General features: G+C 70.0%; 16 protein-coding genes. All 16 read left to right on the top strand.

Going from position 1 to position 15,442, the window contains the following annotated elements; genetic code table 11:
* The first annotated feature begins 43 nt into the window (after positions 1 to 43).
* A complete protein-coding gene (locus MNQ95_RS14220) occupies positions 44 to 1,051 on the top strand; it encodes a flagellar hook-length control protein FliK (RefSeq protein ID WP_241953260.1) in 1,008 nt (335 codons plus the stop codon).
* Positions 1,052 to 1,293: 242 nt separating this feature from the next.
* Complete coding sequence (locus tag MNQ95_RS14215; RefSeq protein WP_162410536.1) at positions 1,294 to 1,824, top strand: flagellar basal body-associated FliL family protein; 531 nt, start codon at positions 1,294 to 1,296, stop codon at positions 1,822 to 1,824.
* Between the two features lie 16 nt (positions 1,825 to 1,840).
* The gene (gene fliM / locus MNQ95_RS14210; protein WP_162410537.1) at positions 1,841 to 2,860 is read left to right on the top strand and encodes a flagellar motor switch protein FliM; all 1,020 of its coding nucleotides are present in this window, start codon (positions 1,841 to 1,843) and stop codon (positions 2,858 to 2,860) included.
* A 59-nt stretch (positions 2,861 to 2,919) separates the two neighbouring features.
* Entirely contained in the window at positions 2,920 to 3,195 is a 276-nt protein-coding gene (gene fliN, locus MNQ95_RS14205) for a flagellar motor switch protein FliN (protein ID WP_238390360.1), read from the top strand.
* 8 nt (positions 3,196 to 3,203) lie between these two features.
* The gene (gene fliO, locus MNQ95_RS14200; RefSeq protein WP_241954436.1) at positions 3,204 to 3,605 is read left to right on the top strand and encodes a flagellar biosynthetic protein FliO; all 402 of its coding nucleotides are present in this window, start codon (positions 3,204 to 3,206) and stop codon (positions 3,603 to 3,605) included.
* A 1-nt stretch (position 3,606) separates the two neighbouring features.
* The gene (fliP, locus tag MNQ95_RS14195; RefSeq protein ID WP_162410539.1) at positions 3,607 to 4,383 is read left to right on the top strand and encodes a flagellar type III secretion system pore protein FliP; all 777 of its coding nucleotides are present in this window, start codon (positions 3,607 to 3,609) and stop codon (positions 4,381 to 4,383) included.
* Between the two features lie 2 nt (positions 4,384 to 4,385).
* Positions 4,386 to 4,655 carry a flagellar biosynthetic protein FliQ gene (locus MNQ95_RS14190; protein WP_162410540.1) on the top strand — a complete coding sequence of 90 codons (270 nt, stop codon included), beginning with the start codon at positions 4,386 to 4,388 and terminating at the stop codon, positions 4,653 to 4,655.
* 17 nt (positions 4,656 to 4,672) lie between these two features.
* Positions 4,673 to 5,467 carry a flagellar biosynthetic protein FliR gene (fliR, locus tag MNQ95_RS14185; RefSeq protein ID WP_162410541.1) on the top strand — a complete coding sequence of 265 codons (795 nt, stop codon included), beginning with the start codon at positions 4,673 to 4,675 and terminating at the stop codon, positions 5,465 to 5,467.
* A 201-nt stretch (positions 5,468 to 5,668) separates the two neighbouring features.
* Positions 5,669 to 7,873 carry an EAL domain-containing protein gene (locus MNQ95_RS14180; RefSeq protein ID WP_241953259.1) on the top strand — a complete coding sequence of 735 codons (2,205 nt, stop codon included), beginning with the start codon at positions 5,669 to 5,671 and terminating at the stop codon, positions 7,871 to 7,873.
* A 140-nt stretch (positions 7,874 to 8,013) separates the two neighbouring features.
* Positions 8,014 to 9,168, top strand: coding sequence for a flagellar biosynthesis protein FlhB (gene flhB, locus MNQ95_RS14175; RefSeq protein ID WP_241953258.1), 1,155 nt, complete (start codon positions 8,014 to 8,016; stop codon positions 9,166 to 9,168).
* 23 nt (positions 9,169 to 9,191) lie between these two features.
* Positions 9,192 to 11,258: a flagellar biosynthesis protein FlhA gene (gene flhA, locus MNQ95_RS14170; RefSeq protein ID WP_425501348.1), complete on the top strand. Its 2,067-nt coding sequence runs from the start codon at positions 9,192 to 9,194 to the stop codon at positions 11,256 to 11,258.
* Positions 11,259 to 11,294: 36 nt separating this feature from the next.
* The gene (flhF, locus tag MNQ95_RS14165; protein ID WP_241953257.1) at positions 11,295 to 12,737 is read left to right on the top strand and encodes a flagellar biosynthesis GTPase FlhF; all 1,443 of its coding nucleotides are present in this window, start codon (positions 11,295 to 11,297) and stop codon (positions 12,735 to 12,737) included.
* Entirely contained in the window at positions 12,724 to 13,605 is an 882-nt protein-coding gene (locus tag MNQ95_RS14160) for a P-loop NTPase (protein WP_241953256.1), read from the top strand. The genes flhF and MNQ95_RS14160 overlap by 14 nt, the downstream gene beginning before the upstream one ends.
* Positions 13,602 to 14,345 (top strand): RNA polymerase sigma factor FliA, encoded by a 744-nt coding sequence (locus tag MNQ95_RS14155; protein WP_162410547.1) that lies wholly within the window; start codon positions 13,602 to 13,604, stop codon positions 14,343 to 14,345. The genes MNQ95_RS14160 and MNQ95_RS14155 overlap by 4 nt, the downstream gene beginning before the upstream one ends.
* A gap of 71 nt (positions 14,346 to 14,416) precedes the next feature.
* Positions 14,417 to 14,809, top strand: a complete 393-nt coding sequence (cheY, locus tag MNQ95_RS14150; RefSeq protein ID WP_052633590.1) for a chemotaxis response regulator CheY — start codon at positions 14,417 to 14,419, stop codon at positions 14,807 to 14,809.
* Positions 14,806 to 15,429, top strand: coding sequence for a protein phosphatase CheZ (locus MNQ95_RS14145; protein WP_162410548.1), 624 nt, complete (start codon positions 14,806 to 14,808; stop codon positions 15,427 to 15,429). Before cheY ends, MNQ95_RS14145 begins: the two co-directional genes overlap by 4 nt.
* Positions 15,430 to 15,442 lie beyond the last annotated feature (13 nt).

Raw genomic sequence — 15,442 nt, 5'->3', positions numbered from 1 at the left:
CATTTCTGCAGGTGACGCCCGCGAGGGCGAGGACTTTTCGCGCATGCTCGACGGCGGCGCACCGGCGGGATCGGGCGAGGCCGCGCAGGCCCCCGGCCGCCGGGCGGAATCCGGTGGCCGCGACAGCGCCCAGCCGCGCGCATCGAAGACGCAAGAAGCCGCGTCGGCGCGCGACATTGAAAGCACCCCGGCGCCCACTGCGAGCGCCGCCAGCGGGGACGCCCTGGAACTGGTGCCGGCGGACGAGCCCACTACCGACCCCGAAGCCGCCTGGCCGCCGCCGGGCCTGGCCAGCCTGCTCGCGCCGGGTCTTGCGCCGACGCCTACACCGCCACCGACGACGCCCACGCCCACGCCGACGAGCGCGATGGCCGCGCCGTTCCCGCATGCAAGCGCTGCCAGCACCGCGGCGATGACTGCCAGCGGGGGACTGGCCGTCGGCACCGCGGATGCCGCCGCCGATGCAGCGGCCACCCCGGCAGCGGCCGATACGCTGGCCACTTTGCTGCAACCGGTCGCCGATGCCGGTGCCGACACCACGCCGAACGCAGGCGTAAGCGCCTTCCCGCTGGCGATGGCCTCACCTGCGACGGCTACGCAGGCCTCGCCCACGCCGCCGCTGTCGACGCCCCCCAATGCGCCGACGCCGCAGCTGCACGGTGAAGCCTTCGCCGATGACGTCGGTACCCACGTGCAATGGCTGGCCGGGCAGAAGATCGGCCACGCGCACATCCGCATTTCGCCCCAGGACCTCGGACCGGTGGAGATCCGCCTGCAGCTGGACGGCGACCGGATCAGCGCCGACTTCAGCAGTGCGCAGCCGGAAGTGCGACAGGCCCTGGAGAACGGCCTGCCGCGATTGCGCGAAATGCTCGGGCAGAACGGCTTCCAGCTGGCCCATGCCGGCGTGGGCCAGCAGTCGCAGCAGGACGGCAGCGGACAGGGCAATGGCTCCCGTGGTGGTGGCGCAAGCGGCGGGACGGATGACGGCCCTGCCACCCCGCCCCCGGTACGACAGGTCGCCCGCGGCCTGCTTGACGCCTACGCCTGATCCAGGCGCAGGCGCGCCAATCCCGGGACTACACCGTCCCTGTAGGAGCGGGCACGACCGCGACACCGAGCCCATCGGAACCACGACGACGACGCCCAGGCCAACGGCGTCGGTGTCGCGGTCATGCCCGCTCCTACGAAAACCAGGCATCACGGTACGCAGGGACCCACGCGCCGGTTTCCCGCCGGAGCCACGGCACGCCGCTTGCATCCTGACCGGGGCAACCCTCAGGAGATCGACGCGTGGCCACAGCTGCCGACAAGAATTCCCGCGCCACGGCCCAGAAAGGCGCCGCGCACGCCACCAAGGCCGGCAGCAAGCTGCCGCTGATCATCAGCGCTGTCGCGGTCCTGGCTGCCGCTGGCGCCGGCGGCGGCTGGTACTGGAGTTCGCGCCAGGCCTCCGCTGCCGAGCAGGCCGCCGCCGAAGCGCGCAAGCCCAAGCTGCCCGCGCCGGCCCAGTACCTGGCGCTGGAACCGCCGTTCGTGGTCAACCTCACCGGCGCCAATGCCGGCCCGCAGTACCTGCAGGTCGAGATCCAGCTGATGACCCGCGATCCGGCCGCGCTGGCCCAGCTCGAACGCCATGCCCCCGCGATCCGCGCGCGCCTGCTGATGCTGCTCGCCCAGCAGGATGCGCAGGGCATCGCCGATCGCACCGGCAAGGAGAAGCTGCAGGCGCTGGCCCTGGCCGAAGTGCGCAAGCTGATGCGCGCCGAGACCGGCTCGCCCAGCGTCGAAGAACTGCTGTTCACCAGTTTCGTCACCCAGTAACCGGATCCCGCGCGCCATGAGCATCAACGACCTGCTGTCACAGGACGAGATCGACGCGCTGCTGCATGGCGTGGATTCCGGCGCCGTCAGCACCGAGCCCGAGCCGTTCGATCCCGGCGTCGCCCGGCAGTACGACTTCGCCAGCCAGGACCGGATCATCCGCGGCCGGATGCCGACCCTGGAGATGGTCAACGAGCGCTTCGTGCGGCTGTGGCGGATCGGCCTGTTCAACCTGATCCGGCGCTCGGCCGACCTGTCGGTGCGCGGCATCGAGCTGATCAAGTTCGGCGACTACATGCATTCGCTGTACGTGCCGACCAACCTCAACCTGATCCGCTTCAAGCCGCTGCGCGGCATGGGCCTGATCGTGTTCGAGCCCAAGCTCGTGTTCACCGTGGTGGACAACTTCTTCGGCGGCGACGGCCGCTACCCCACCCGCATCGAAGGCCGCGAGTTCACCCCGACCGAGATGCGGGTGATCCAGCTGCTGCTCAAGCAGACCTTCGCCGACCTGGTCGAGGCCTGGGCGCCGGTGATGAACGTGGAGTTCGAGTACATCAACTCCGAGATCAACCCGCACTTCGCCAACATCGTCACCCCGCGCGAGTACGTGGTGGTCAGCCGCTTCCACGTCGAGCTGGAGGGCGGCGGCGGCGAGATCCACGTGACCCTGCCGTACTCCATGCTCGAGCCGATCCGCGAACTGCTCGACGCCGGCATCCAGAGCGACCGCATCGACCGCGACGAGAGCTGGAACAGCACGCTGCGCGAGCAGCTGATGCTGGCCGAGGTCACCGTCTCCAGCGTGCTGGCGAGCAAGCGCATCGACCTGCGCCAGCTCACCCGGCTCAAGGTCGGCGACATCCTGCCCATCGACCTGCCGCCGAGCGTGCCGGTATGCGTCGAGGACATTCCGGTCTTCACCGGCGAGTTCGGCCTGTCCAACGGCCGCAACGCGGTGAAGATCGTCCAGACCCGCCCGCCCGGCGCCCCGGCGCCGCGCACGCCCGTCAATACCGAGGAAACATCCGCATGAACACCCAGGAAGAATCCGCCACCGCGCTGGCGCAGTTCGACGCGCTGCAGTCCGACAGCATGCTCGACGCGCGCGACCTCAACCTCGACGTGATCCTCGACGTGCCGGTGACCCTGTCGCTGGAAGTGGGCCGCTCGCGCATGCCGATCCGCAACCTGCTCCAGCTCAACCAGGGTTCGGTCATCGAACTGGAGCGCGGCGCAGGCGAACCGCTGGACGTCTACGTCAACGGCACCCTGATCGCGCATGGCGAGGTGGTGGTGATCAACGACCGGTTCGGCGTGCGCCTGACCGACGTGGTCAGCCCGAGCGAGCGGATCCGGAGACTGCGGTGAGCCTCACGCTGTCCACCCTGGCTGCCGCCACGCCGGCCATCGCGAACGCGGCCAAGCCGGCGGCGCAGGCCGCGCCCACCGGCCTGTTCGGCGCGTTCCTGGCGCTGATGCTGGTGCTGGGGCTGATCCTGGGCCTGGCCTGGCTGCTCAGGCGCCTGCCCGGCGCCGGTTTCCGCCCCACCGAAGGGCTGCGCGTGGTGGCCAGCCTGCAACTGGGATCCAAGGAACGCGCCGTGGTGCTGGACGTGGGCGGTACGCAACTGCTGCTGGGCGTGACCCCGGCCGGCATCACCCGCCTGCACGAACTGGCGCAGCCGCTGCCCGCAGTCGAAGCCCCCAAGCTACCCACCCTGAAAGACCTGCCTGACTTCGCCCAGCTGCTGTCCAAGCGGCTGCGCAAGGACGCCTGACATGCCGCGCCTCCGCCTTTCCCGCGTCCTCATCCTGCTTGCCCTGCTGCTGGTCGCATGCGCGCCGCTGCTGGCGCTGGCCGCGCCCGTCGCGCCGCAGATGCCGACGCTGCCGAACGTGACCGTCGGCCGGATCGGCGATGCGCCGGTCAGCGTGCCATTGCAGACCCTCTTGCTGATGACGGCGATCACCCTGCTGCCGTCGCTGCTGCTGGTGATGACCGCGTTCACCCGGATCATCATCGTGCTGGCCCTGCTGCGCCAGGCGCTGGGCACCGGGCAGACGCCCTCCAACCAGATCCTGGTCGGCCTGGCCCTGTTCCTGACCGCGATGATCATGATGCCGGTGTGGCAGAAGGCCTGGGACCTCGGCTTCGCACCGTACCTCGACGGCCGCATCGATTTCCGTACCGCCTGGGACCTGGGCACATCGCCGCTGCGCGGCTTCATGCTGGCCCAGGTGCGCGAGACCGACCTGATGACCTTCGCCGGCCTGGCCGGGCACGACACCTACAGCGGTCCGGAAGCGGTGCCGTTCCCGGTGCTGGTGGCCTCGTTCGTGACCTCCGAACTGAAGACCGCGTTCGAGATCGGCTTCCTGATCTTCATCCCGTTCGTGATCATCGACCTGGTCGTGGCCAGCGTGCTGATGTCGATGGGCATGATGATGCTGTCGCCGATGCTGATCTCCGCGCCGTTCAAGATCCTGCTGTTCGTGCTGGTCGACGGCTGGGTCCTGACCGTCGGCACCCTGGCCGCCAGCTTCAACGGAGTCTGAGCATGGCCCCCGAACTCGCCCTGACCGAACTGCGCCGCGGCCTGGAAGTTGCGCTCTGGGTCGGTGGCCCGCTGCTGCTGGCGGTGCTGGTGGTCGGTATCGTCGTGGGCGTCATCCAGGCCGCGACCCAGCTCAACGAGCCGACCATCGCGTTCATCGCCAAGGCGGTGACCCTGACCGCGGCACTGTTCGCGCTCGGCAGCTTCCTGCTCGCCTACCTGGTCGACTACACCATCGCGCTGTTCCAGCGCATCCCGCACCTGATCGGCTGACCCGGGCGCGACGCGCGATGGATGCCGCCACCGCCATGCTGATCGATGGCCAGCAAGCCTTCGGCATGCTGGGCACGATCATGTGGACCATGCTGCGCACCGGCGCGATGCTGATGGCCATGCCGCTGATCGGCACGCGCGCGGTGCCGGTGCGCCTGCGCGTGCTGCTGGCCGGCGCGCTGGCGATGGCGATCGCACCGATGCTGCCACCGCCGCCCCAGGCGGGCGGCATCGACGCGGTCACCGTGCTGGGCGTGGCCCGCGAAGTGGCGATGGGCGTGGCGATGGGCTTCGTCCTGAAGCTGGTGTTCGAGGCCGGCGCGCTCGCCGGCGAACTGGTGTCGCAGGGCATGGGCCTGGCCTTCGCGCAGATGAACGATCCGCTGCGCGGCACCAGCTCGGGCGTGGTCGCGCAGTGGTTCTACATCGCGTTCGGGCTGCTGTTCTTCGCCGCCGACGGCCACCTGGCCATGATCGCCTTGCTGGTGCGCAGCTACCAGGTGCTGCCGATCGCCGCGCCCTGGGGCGACACCGGCGCCAGCCTGGGCGTGGTGGTCGAACTGTTCTCGCTGGTCCTGCGCGGCGGCCTGACGCTGGCGCTGCCGGTGATGGTCGCGCTGCTGGCGACCAACCTGGCCTTCGGCGTGCTCGCCCGCGCGGCACCGGCGCTCAACCCGATCCAGCTCGGCCTGCCGGTGGCCGTGCTGACCGGCCTGTTCCTGCTGGCGGTGCTGGTCGGTGAACTGGCCACGCCGGTGCAGGCCCTGTTCGATGCAGCCTGGGCCACCGGCGCCCGCGTCGCCGCTCCCTGAGCCGGGTCAAGATCGCCCGCCACCACGCCGATACCAGCCAGTAGCGCAGCAATCCCATGCGGCGTGGAGGCTCCGCCGATGCACACCCCGTACTGGCGAGGCGCCGGCCTGCGCCGCCCCGGCCCAGGGCATCGGCGGCAACGCTTTCCATTTGCCGATGGCGGCCGCATAGTGCGGTCGGGCACTGACGCAGGGGGCGTCATGCAGCAATGGACCCGGCGCAATACCCGCGACGCGATCCTGATCGCGGCGCTCTGCTTCGGCCTGCCGCTGCTCGCCATTCCCTACTGGCCGGGCTTCGGCACTGGCGCGACCGCCTCGCTGGCCCACCTTCAATGGGGCGTGCTGCTCGCCCTGGCGATGCTCTCGCCGCACAAGCTCTACTTCCGGATCGGCTACCTGTCGCTGTTCCTGGCCTGGTGCGTGCGACTGCTGCTGCGCGAGGACGACAGCGGCACCTGGGAGCTGTTGCTGCGCTCGCTGCCGCTGTATGCGGCGATGTATGGCTGGACCGTACTGTGCGCCCACTGGATGGGTTGGCCGCGCCCGCCCGGAAAGAACAGGATCCGCCAGCGCGACATCGTTCCGTACGGCGCGATCGCGCTGGTGCTCTACCCGCTTGGCTGGGCGCTGGGCCACGCGCTGGTCAACGGCCTGTTCTCCGAAGTCGCACCACCCAACCTCCTCGACCAGACCCTGCAGGTCGGCTTCGCGCGCTTCTTCGGCGTGCTCTGCCTGACGCTGCCGATCGTGCTGTTCTTCACCGGTCGCAACGAGCCTGCGCCGATGCCCAGCCGCATGTTCTGGTGGGAGTGGGTCCTGCTGGGCGGCTATTCCATGCTGCTGACGGCGCTGCTCTGGGCGCTGCCAGGGAGCAGCCAGCATCCCCTCGGCGGCCTGCTCGACCAGCGCTTCATGCTCGCCGCGCTGATGGTCTGGGCGGTGCTGCGCCTGCCCTGGCGCTGGTCGGCGCCGCTGATCGCCGCGGTGACCCTGCTGCTGGTCTACCTGGTCGGCGCCGGCACCCGGGTCGGATTGCGCAGCGATGCCTTGCACCTGCTGCAGATCGGTTTCGAGATGAGCGTGCTGCAGCAGCTCATGGTGCTCACCCAGGTGATCGCGCGCGACAACCGCCGCGCCATCGCCCGACTGGCCGAGGAAAGCCGTCGCGACGGACTCAGCGGCGTTCCCAACATCAATGCGCTGCGCCACGACCTGACCCACGGCGGGCAACCACCCGCCGAGATCGGCTGCCTGGGCATCGAGCACCTGGACAACCTGATGGCCGGCTACGGCCTGCCGGCGCAGGAAGCGCTTACCGCCTCGATCCATGATTTCCTGCAACCGGACGTGCAGGCCTACACGCTGGGCATGGGCCGCTTCGCGCTGGTGCCGACCCGCGCGGACATGTCGTGGAAGGCGCTGCTGGCCAGGATCGAACAGTTCGAGTTCAACTATGCCGAAGCCCAGGTGCGGATCGAGCCCCACCTGGGGGTGTGCCCGCTGCGCGACGCGAGTGCGCAATCGCTGGAACTGGCGCTGGACGCGTCCTACGGCGCGATGCAGGCCGCGCGCCAGCGTGGCGAGACCGCCCCGGTGTTCGCGACACCCGGGCTCAGCGACCCGGCCGCGCTGCGGGCGATGCTGGAAACCCATTCCCTGGCGCTTTCGCTGCTGCGCCGGCGCAAGATCGAACTGCACGTGCAGCCGATCCGCCGACTGTCCGCGACCACCGCGCAGATGGGCGAGATCCTGTGCCGGCTGCGCAGCGACGACGGGCGCCTGCTGATGCCGCGCGACTACATGGACGAGCTCGACGCCAGCCGCGGCGAGGTCGAACTCGACCGCGCGGTGATCGAGACCCTGCTGACCTGGATGCGCGACAACAGCCACCAGCTGCCGTACCCGCGGCTGACCGTGAACCTGACCGGTCGCAGCCTGGTGTCGGAGAACTTCCGCAACTGGCTGCTGTACCAGCTGGACGTGTTCCCCGGTTGCGCCGAGCGCCTGTGTTTCGAGATCACCGAACGCGCGATCACCGGTGGCCTGGTCCAGGTGCGCCCCTTGCTGGACGGGCTGAGCCAGCGCGGCTGCCTGATCGCGCTCGACGACTTCGGCACTGGCATGCAGAGCTTCGAGCGCCTGCAGCAGTTGCCGATCGACCTGGTCAAGATCGACGGCACCTTCGTGCGCAATGTCGCCAGCAACCCGCGCGACCGCGACCTGGTCCGGGCCATGGTCACCATCGCCCGCGCCTACCAGGCCGAGACGATCGCCGAGTACGTCGAGGATGCCGCGATCCTGGCGGTCCTGGAGGAACTTCAGGTCGACTGGATCCAGGGCTACCACATCGGCCGGCCGCAGCCGCTGGACAGCCTTCCGAGCCTGGCCGGGTCGTCGCCCTGAGCCCGCGGCGCGGCAGCGAGCGGGAGCCGATCTTCACCGGCCTGCATGGGCCTGTCCCGGCGGGGTTCGCGTCGGTTGTGGAACGGGGCTTGCATCGCCTGACCTGATTCCCGGTCCCCACCCCGGGGCAGGAACCGGCGATGTCCGAGAACGAGGACGGCCAGGAGCGCACTGAGCAACCCAGCGAGAAACGGCTGCGCGAGGCCCGCGAAAAGGGAAACCTGCCGCGATCGCGCGAGCTGGCGACCGCCGCGGTGTTCGGCGCCGGGGTGATCGCGCTGCTCAGCTATGGGCCTGCGCTGGCGCATGGCACCCAGGACTGGCTGCGCGGCGCACTCACTCCGGACCGGGCGCTGCTGCATGCGCCCGAACGCCTGTTCGGGCACATGGGCCTGCTGGTCCTGCAGCTGGTCTGGGTGATGCTGCCGCTGGCGGTCGTGTCGCTGCTCGCCGCATTCGTCGCACCGCTGGTGATGGGCGCCCTGCAGTTTTCCGGCAAGTCGCTCGTGCCCGACCTGGGCCGGCTCAACCCGATGTCCGGGCTCAAGCGCACCTACGGCCCGGAAAGCCTGGCCGAGCTCGCCAAGTCCCTGATGCGCGTCGCATTCGTCGGCACGGCCGCAGGCCTGACCCTGGCCCACGGCATGGACGTGCTGCGCAGCATGCCCAACCAGAGCCTGGAGGAGGCTGCGCGCACCGGCCTGCACTTCGCCGGCCGCCTGCTGCTGGCCACCGCCGGCGCGCTGGCGCTGCTGGCCGCGATCGATGCGCCCTACCAGCGCTGGAACTGGCTGCGGAAGCTGAAGATGACCCGCCAGGAACTTCGCGACGAGGCCAAGCAGAGCGAAGGCAATCCGCAGGTCAAGGGCAAGATCCGGCAGATGCAGTTCCAGCTGTCGCAGCGCCGGATGATGGAAGCGGTGCCTGCCGCCGACGTGATCGTGGTCAACCCGACCCACTACGCGGTGGCGCTCAAGTACGACGGCGACAACATGCGCGCGCCCACGGTCGTGGCGCGGGGCGTGGACGAAGTGGCGCATCGCATCCGCGAAGTGGCCGACCGGCACCGGGTCACGATCGTGTCGGCGCCGCCTCTGGCACGCGCCTTGTATAGGGAGAGCCAGCTCGGCAAGGAAATCCCCGTGAGACTGTACGCCGCTGTCGCCCAGGTCCTGTCCTACGTCTACCAGCTGCGCGCCTGGCGCGCCGGCACCGCGCCCGCCTCGCCGCAGCTGGGCGCCGTGGCCGTGGACGAGTTCCCCGACAACGGAAAGCCGGGCGGTAACCGCCGATGAGCGCCCTGCCCTCGTCCACCCCGATGTCGCGCCGCCTGGTCGAACTGGCCCGCAACGGCCTGGGCGCACCGCTGGTGGTGATCGCCCTGCTGGGCATGATCGTGGTGCCGATGCCGCCGATGCTGCTGGACATGCTGTTCAGCTTCAACATCGCGATCTCGCTGGTGGTGCTGCTGGCGGTGGTCTACGTGCAGCGACCGCTGGACTTCACGATCTTCCCGATCATCCTGCTGACCACGACCATGCTGCGCCTGGCGCTGAACGTGGCCTCCACGCGCGTGATCCTGCTGCATGGCCAGGACGGCCACGAGGCCGCCGGCCAGGTGATCGCCGCGTTCGGCGAATTCGTGGTCGGCGGAAACTACGCGGTCGGAATAGTGGTCTTCGCGATCCTGACCATCATCAACTTCGTGGTCATCACCAAGGGCTCCGGGCGCATCTCCGAGGTGACGGCGCGCTTCATCCTCGACGCCATGCCCGGCAAGCAGATGGCGATCGACGCCGACCTCAACGCCGGCCTGCTGACCCGCGAGGAGGCCAAGGCCCGCCGCGAGGAAGTGCGCGAGGAAGCGGACTTCTACGGCGCGATGGACGGCGCCAGCAAGTTCATCCGCGGCGATGCGATCGCCGGCATCCTGATCCTGTTCGTCAACCTGATCGGTGGCCTGGGCGTGGGCGTGCTCCAGCACGGCATGCCGGTGGCCGACGCGGCGGCGACCTACACCCTGCTTTCGATCGGCGACGGCCTGGTCGCGCAGTTGCCGGCGCTGCTGGTGTCGACCGCCGTGGCCATGCTGGTCACCCGCGCCTCGCGCGCCCAGGACATGGGCCAGGCGATGGTTGGCCAGGCGTTCGGCCAGCACAAGGCGCTGGCCATCGCCGCCGGCATCCTGATCCTGGTCGGCCTGGTCCCGGGCATGCCCAATGCCGCCTTTTTGACACTGGGCGGTGCGCTGGCCTTCGGCGCCTGGAAACTGTGGAAGCGCAGCGAGCAGGGCCAGGACGGCAGCGCCGACGGCGCGGTCGCCGGCGCCTTGCCGGCGCCGGGCCAGTCCAGCGCCGAACTGGACTGGGACGAACTGCGCCCGGTCGATCCGCTCGACCTGGAAGTCGGCTACCGGCTCATCCCGCTGGTGGACAAGGCCCAGGGCGGCGAGCTGATGGCACGGATCAAGGCCGTGCGCCGCAAGCTGACCCACGAGATCGGATTCCTGATCCCGCCGGTGCACATCCGCGACAACCTGGAACTGCCGGCGAACCATTACCGCCTGCTGGTCCACGGCGTGCCGGTGGCCACCGGCGAGATCCATCCCGACCGCGACCTGGCACTGGACCCGGGTGGCGCGCTGGGCGCGATCGACGGGATCAAGGGCAAGGACCCGGCGTTCGGCCTGGATGCGGTGTGGATCCAGCCGCACCAGCGTGCGCAGGCCGAATCGATGGGGTACACCGTCGTGGACCCGGCCACCGTGGTCGCCACCCACCTTTCGCACCTGGTCCGCGAACACGCGCCGGAGCTGCTCGGCCACGAAGAGGTGCAGGAGCTGCTGGCCACCCTGGCCAAGCGTGCGCCGAAGCTGGCCGAAGACCTCAGCCCGAAGACCCTGTCGCTGTCGGTGCTGGTGCGCGTGCTGCAGAACCTGCTGGTCGAGCGCGTGCCGGTCCGCCAGCTGCGCAAGATCGCCGAGGCCCTGGTCGAGCACGGCGCGCACAGCCAGGACCCGGCCGTGCTCACCGCCGCGGTGCGCAACACGCTGGGGCGCTTCATCGTCCAGGAGATCGCCGGTGCCGCGCCGGAGCTGCCGGTGTTCACCCTGGCGGCGCCACTGGAACGGGTCTTGCAGGATTCCGCGCAAGGCGCTTCCGGCGCCGCGCTGGAACCGGGTCTTGCCGAACGGTTGCAACAAAGCCTGGCCGATTGCGCAGGCCGCCAGGAAGCGCGCGGTGAACCGGCGGTGGTGCTGGTGCCAGCCACGGTTCGCGCCGCGCTGGCGCGGCTGGTCCGCCACAGCGTGCCCTCGCTGTCGGTGCTGGCCTACACCGAGGTGCCGGAAGACAAGCGGCTCAAGCTGATCGGCACGATCAGCTGATGCGATGAAGTGAACAGGTAGCGGTAAGGAGCAGTCATGAAGATCAAACGATTCGTAGCCGTCGACATGCGCACCGCGCTGCGCATGGTCCGTGCCGAACATGGCCCGGACGCGGTGATCCTCTCCAACCGCCGCACCGACGAGGGCGTGGAGATCGTCGCCGCCAGCAACTACGACGAGAACGCGGTGCAGAAGGCGCTGTTCGACGCGCAGCGCGCCGCCGAGGCCGAGGCCACCGCCGAAGCCGCCGCCCGCGCCGTCGCCACGCGACCGGCCGCGCCGCGCCCCAATCCCTTCCTGGACAACATGCCGCCGGCGCCGGTCCCGGCCACCGCGCGAACGACCTCCGCCGATTTCGCCGCGGCGATGGCCGCGGCGCTGACCACGCCGACCGCGCAGGCAGCCAACGCCATGCACGCACCGCTGGCCGCCGCCGCACCAAACATGGCTCCCAGCGCGATGTCCGCCCCGGAGAACGCCGCCGCCGTCGCCGAGGCCGAAACCACCGCCATGCCGGCACCTGCAGCGGGCGCCACGCTGACCGCGGTTCCAGTCGCGCCGGCCCCGGCAAACGACGAACAGCTCGCCGCCATGCGCGACGAACTTGCGCAGATGCGGCAGATGATCGAGCGCGAGATGCACCGCCTCACCGACGAGCGCCTGCGCGGCTCGCCGGTGCGCCTGCAGGCGATGGAACTGATGGAGGACTATGGCTTCGATGCCGGGATCACCCGCGACATCGTCATGCAGGTGCCGGCCGACACGCCCGACCACCGCGGTCGCGGGCTGATGCTGGGCCTGGTCTCGCGCCTGCTGCCGGTGTGCCCGGTCGATCCGCTGGAACAGGGCGGCGTGATCGCCCTGGTCGGCCCGACCGGCGCCGGCAAGACCACCACCATCGCCAAGCTCGCCGCGCGCTTCGCCGCCGAGCATGGCGCCCGCAACATCGCCCTGGTCACCACCGATACCGCGCGCATCGGCGGACGCGAACAGCTCTACAGCTACGGCCGCCAGCTCGGGATCGCCGTGCACGAAGCCGACAGCGATGCCGCCCTGATCGCCCTGCTGCAGCGCCTGCAGGACTACCGCCTGGTGCTGGTCGATACCGCCGGACTGGGCCAGCGCGACCGCGCCCTGGCCAGCCAGCTCAACTGGCTGCGCGCCGCCCGCGAGGTGCGCACGTTGCTCGTCCTGCCGGCCAACTCCCATTACGCCGACCTGGACGAAGTGGTGCGCCGCTTCGGCCCGGCCAAGCCGCAGGGCGTGGTCCTGACCAAGCTGGACGAGACCGGCCGCCTGGGCAGCGCCCTGTCGGTGGTCGTGGACCACCAGTTGCCGCTGACCTGGATCACCGACGGCCAGTGCGTTCCCGACGACCTCCACCGCGCCAATGCGGCCAGCATTGTTCTTCGCCTTGAAGATCTGCGCCGCGCGGCCGATAAGCCGAATATCCCGGAGCACGATCATGCCGCCGCGTGAGTACGCCAACTTGAACCCGTCAGCCGCCAACCCGAGTCACGCTCCCGTCCGCAGCATCGCCATCACCGGCGGCAAGGGCGGCGTGGGCAAGACCAACCTGTCGGTCAACCTGGCCGCCTCGCTGGCCGGGCTGGGCAAGCGCACGCTGCTGCTCGACGCCGACCTGGGCCTGGCCAACGTCGACGTGCTGCTGGGGCTGTCGCCGCAGCACACCCTCGCCGACCTGGTGTCGGGCCGCTGCGAGCTGGACGAAGTGATCCTCGAAGGCCCCAACGGCATGCTGGTGGTGCCCGCCGCCTCCGGGCGCCGGCACATGGCCGAACTGCAGCCGGCCCAGCACGTGGGCCTGGTCAACGTGTTCAACGACCTGCAGCGCGACCTGGACATCCTCATCGTCGATACCGCCGCCGGCATCACCGACAGCGTGCTGACCTTCTGCCAGGCCGCGCAGGACGCGGTGGTGGTGGTCTGCGACGAACCCGCATCGATCACCGACGCCTACGCCCTGATCAAGGTGCTCGCCCACGAGCGCGGCGTGAACCGCATGCAGGTGGTGGCGAACATGGTGCGCAGCCCGGCCGAGGGCCGCGGCCTGTACGACAAGCTCGCGCGCGTGTGCGAGCGCTTCCTCGGCGACGTGTCGCTGAACTTCCTCGGCGCCGTCCCGCAGTGCGACTGGCTGCGCATGGCCGTGCAGCGCCAGCAGGCCGTCGCCACCGCCTACCCGGCCAGCCCCTCGGCCCGCGCGATCGCCGAGATCGCCCGCCGCGCCGCCCGCTGGGATGCGCCGGCGGCACCGCGCGGCAACATCGAATTCTTCGTGGACAGGCTGATCCAGCAAAGGCTCGGCCAGGGAGCGACGGCATGAACGCGCTCGCCGAATACCGCGCCGTCCAGCGCTCCACCGCCGATGACGCCGTCGCCCGCCACGCCGAGCTGGTGCGCCGCATCGCCCACCACATGGCCGCGCGCCTGCCGGCCAGCGTCGAGGTCGACGACCTGATCCAGGCCGGCATGATCGGCCTGATCGAGGCCTCGCGCAGCTATGACCCCGACCAGGGGGCCTCGTTCGAGACCTACGCCTCGATCCGCATCCGCGGCTCGATGATCGACGAGATCCGCCGTGGCGACTGGGTCCCGCGCTCGGTGCACCGTCGCGCCCGCGACGCGGCCGCCGCGATGCGCCAGCTCGAGCAGGCCACCGGCCGTGCAGCCACGCCGCAGGAAGTCGCCGCGCGACTGGAAATGCCGCTGCCCGAGTACATGCGCCTGCTCGAGGACGCCTCGCGCGGCCAGGTGCTCAGCCTGGACTCGCACGTGGAAGACCACGGCGAAGTGACCCTGCACAGCGGTGGCCTCAATCCGCAGCAAAACCTCGAACGCGGTGATTTCGGCCGCGAGCTGGCCGAGGCCATCGGCCAGTTGCCCGAGCGCGAACAGCTGGTGCTGTCGCTGTACTACGAGCAGGAGCTGAACCTCAAGGAGATCGGCGCGGTGCTCGGGGTCAGCGAATCGCGGGTGTGCCAGATCCACGGCCAGGCCGTGCTGCGCCTGCGTGGCCGCCTGTCCCAGTACGAATCGCGCGACGCCGGCCTGGAAGACGCATAGGCCGCCATCGCGATGAACGCAATCCCGCACCGCACGCAGTTGCACGCACCACCCAAGAACCGGAGCACGAAGTGAACAAGAACATGCGCATCCTGATCGTTGACGATTTCTCGACGATGCGCCGCATCGTCAAGAACCTGCTCAACGACCTGGGCTACAGCAATACCGCCGAGGCCGACGACGGCCACACGGCACTGGCCGCGTTGCGCTCGGCCCCGTTCGACTTCGTGGTCACCGACTGGAACATGCCGGGCATGACCGGCATCGAGTTGCTGCGCGCGATCCGCGCCGACGACAAGCTCAAGACCCTGCCGGTGCTGATGGTCACCGCCGAAGCCAAGCGCGAGCAGATCATCGAGGCCGCGCAGAACGGCGTGAACGGCTACATCATCAAGCCGTTCACCGCGCAGACCCTGGAAGAGAAGCTCGGCAAGATCTTCGAGCGCCTGGCAGCCACCGCATGAATGCCTGCACCTCGCCCGAGCGCATTGCGCTGATCCAGCGCCTGCACGAGGCCCTCGACGCGCTGGAGCGCGGCGACGAGACCGCCATGCGCGCGGTGATCGACGCCCTCGCCTCGGCACGCACCCGGCCGCTGGTGCAGGGCCTGGGCCGCCTGGCCCGCGAGCTGAGCCAGGCGCTGGGCGAGTTGCCGCAGATCCCCGGCGAGGACGCCAAGGCCGCCGAACTGGACGATGCCTGCGCGCGCCTGGACCACGTGGTCACGGTCACCGAGCAGGCGACCCATCGCACCCTGGACCTGGCCGACCAGTGCCGCGACCTGGTCGAGGACCTGCGCATCGAAGGCGTCTCCGCGCGCCAGGACGAAGTGCTGGACCGGATCCGCCACAACCTCACCGAGATCGGCTTGACCCAGAGCTACCAGGACCTGACCGGGCAGATCATCCGCCGCGTCGCCGGCATCGTGCGCACCGTGCACGAAGGCTTCGGCGCGCTCGGCCTGCCGCCGAAGGAAAGCGAACACGAGGGTTCCGGACTTGCCGGGCCGGCGGTCGCCGGCCTGGACCGCCACGCGGTCTCGCAGGTCGATGCCGACGCCCTGCTGGCAGACCTGGGGCTCTGACGATGGACAGCGA

The organism is Pseudoxanthomonas daejeonensis (assembly GCF_022637495.1).
GTDB lineage: Bacteria > Pseudomonadota > Gammaproteobacteria > Xanthomonadales > Xanthomonadaceae > Pseudoxanthomonas > Pseudoxanthomonas daejeonensis.
The sequence above is the reverse complement of the archived record's forward strand: the minus strand, read 5'-3'. Positions and strand labels throughout refer to the sequence as shown.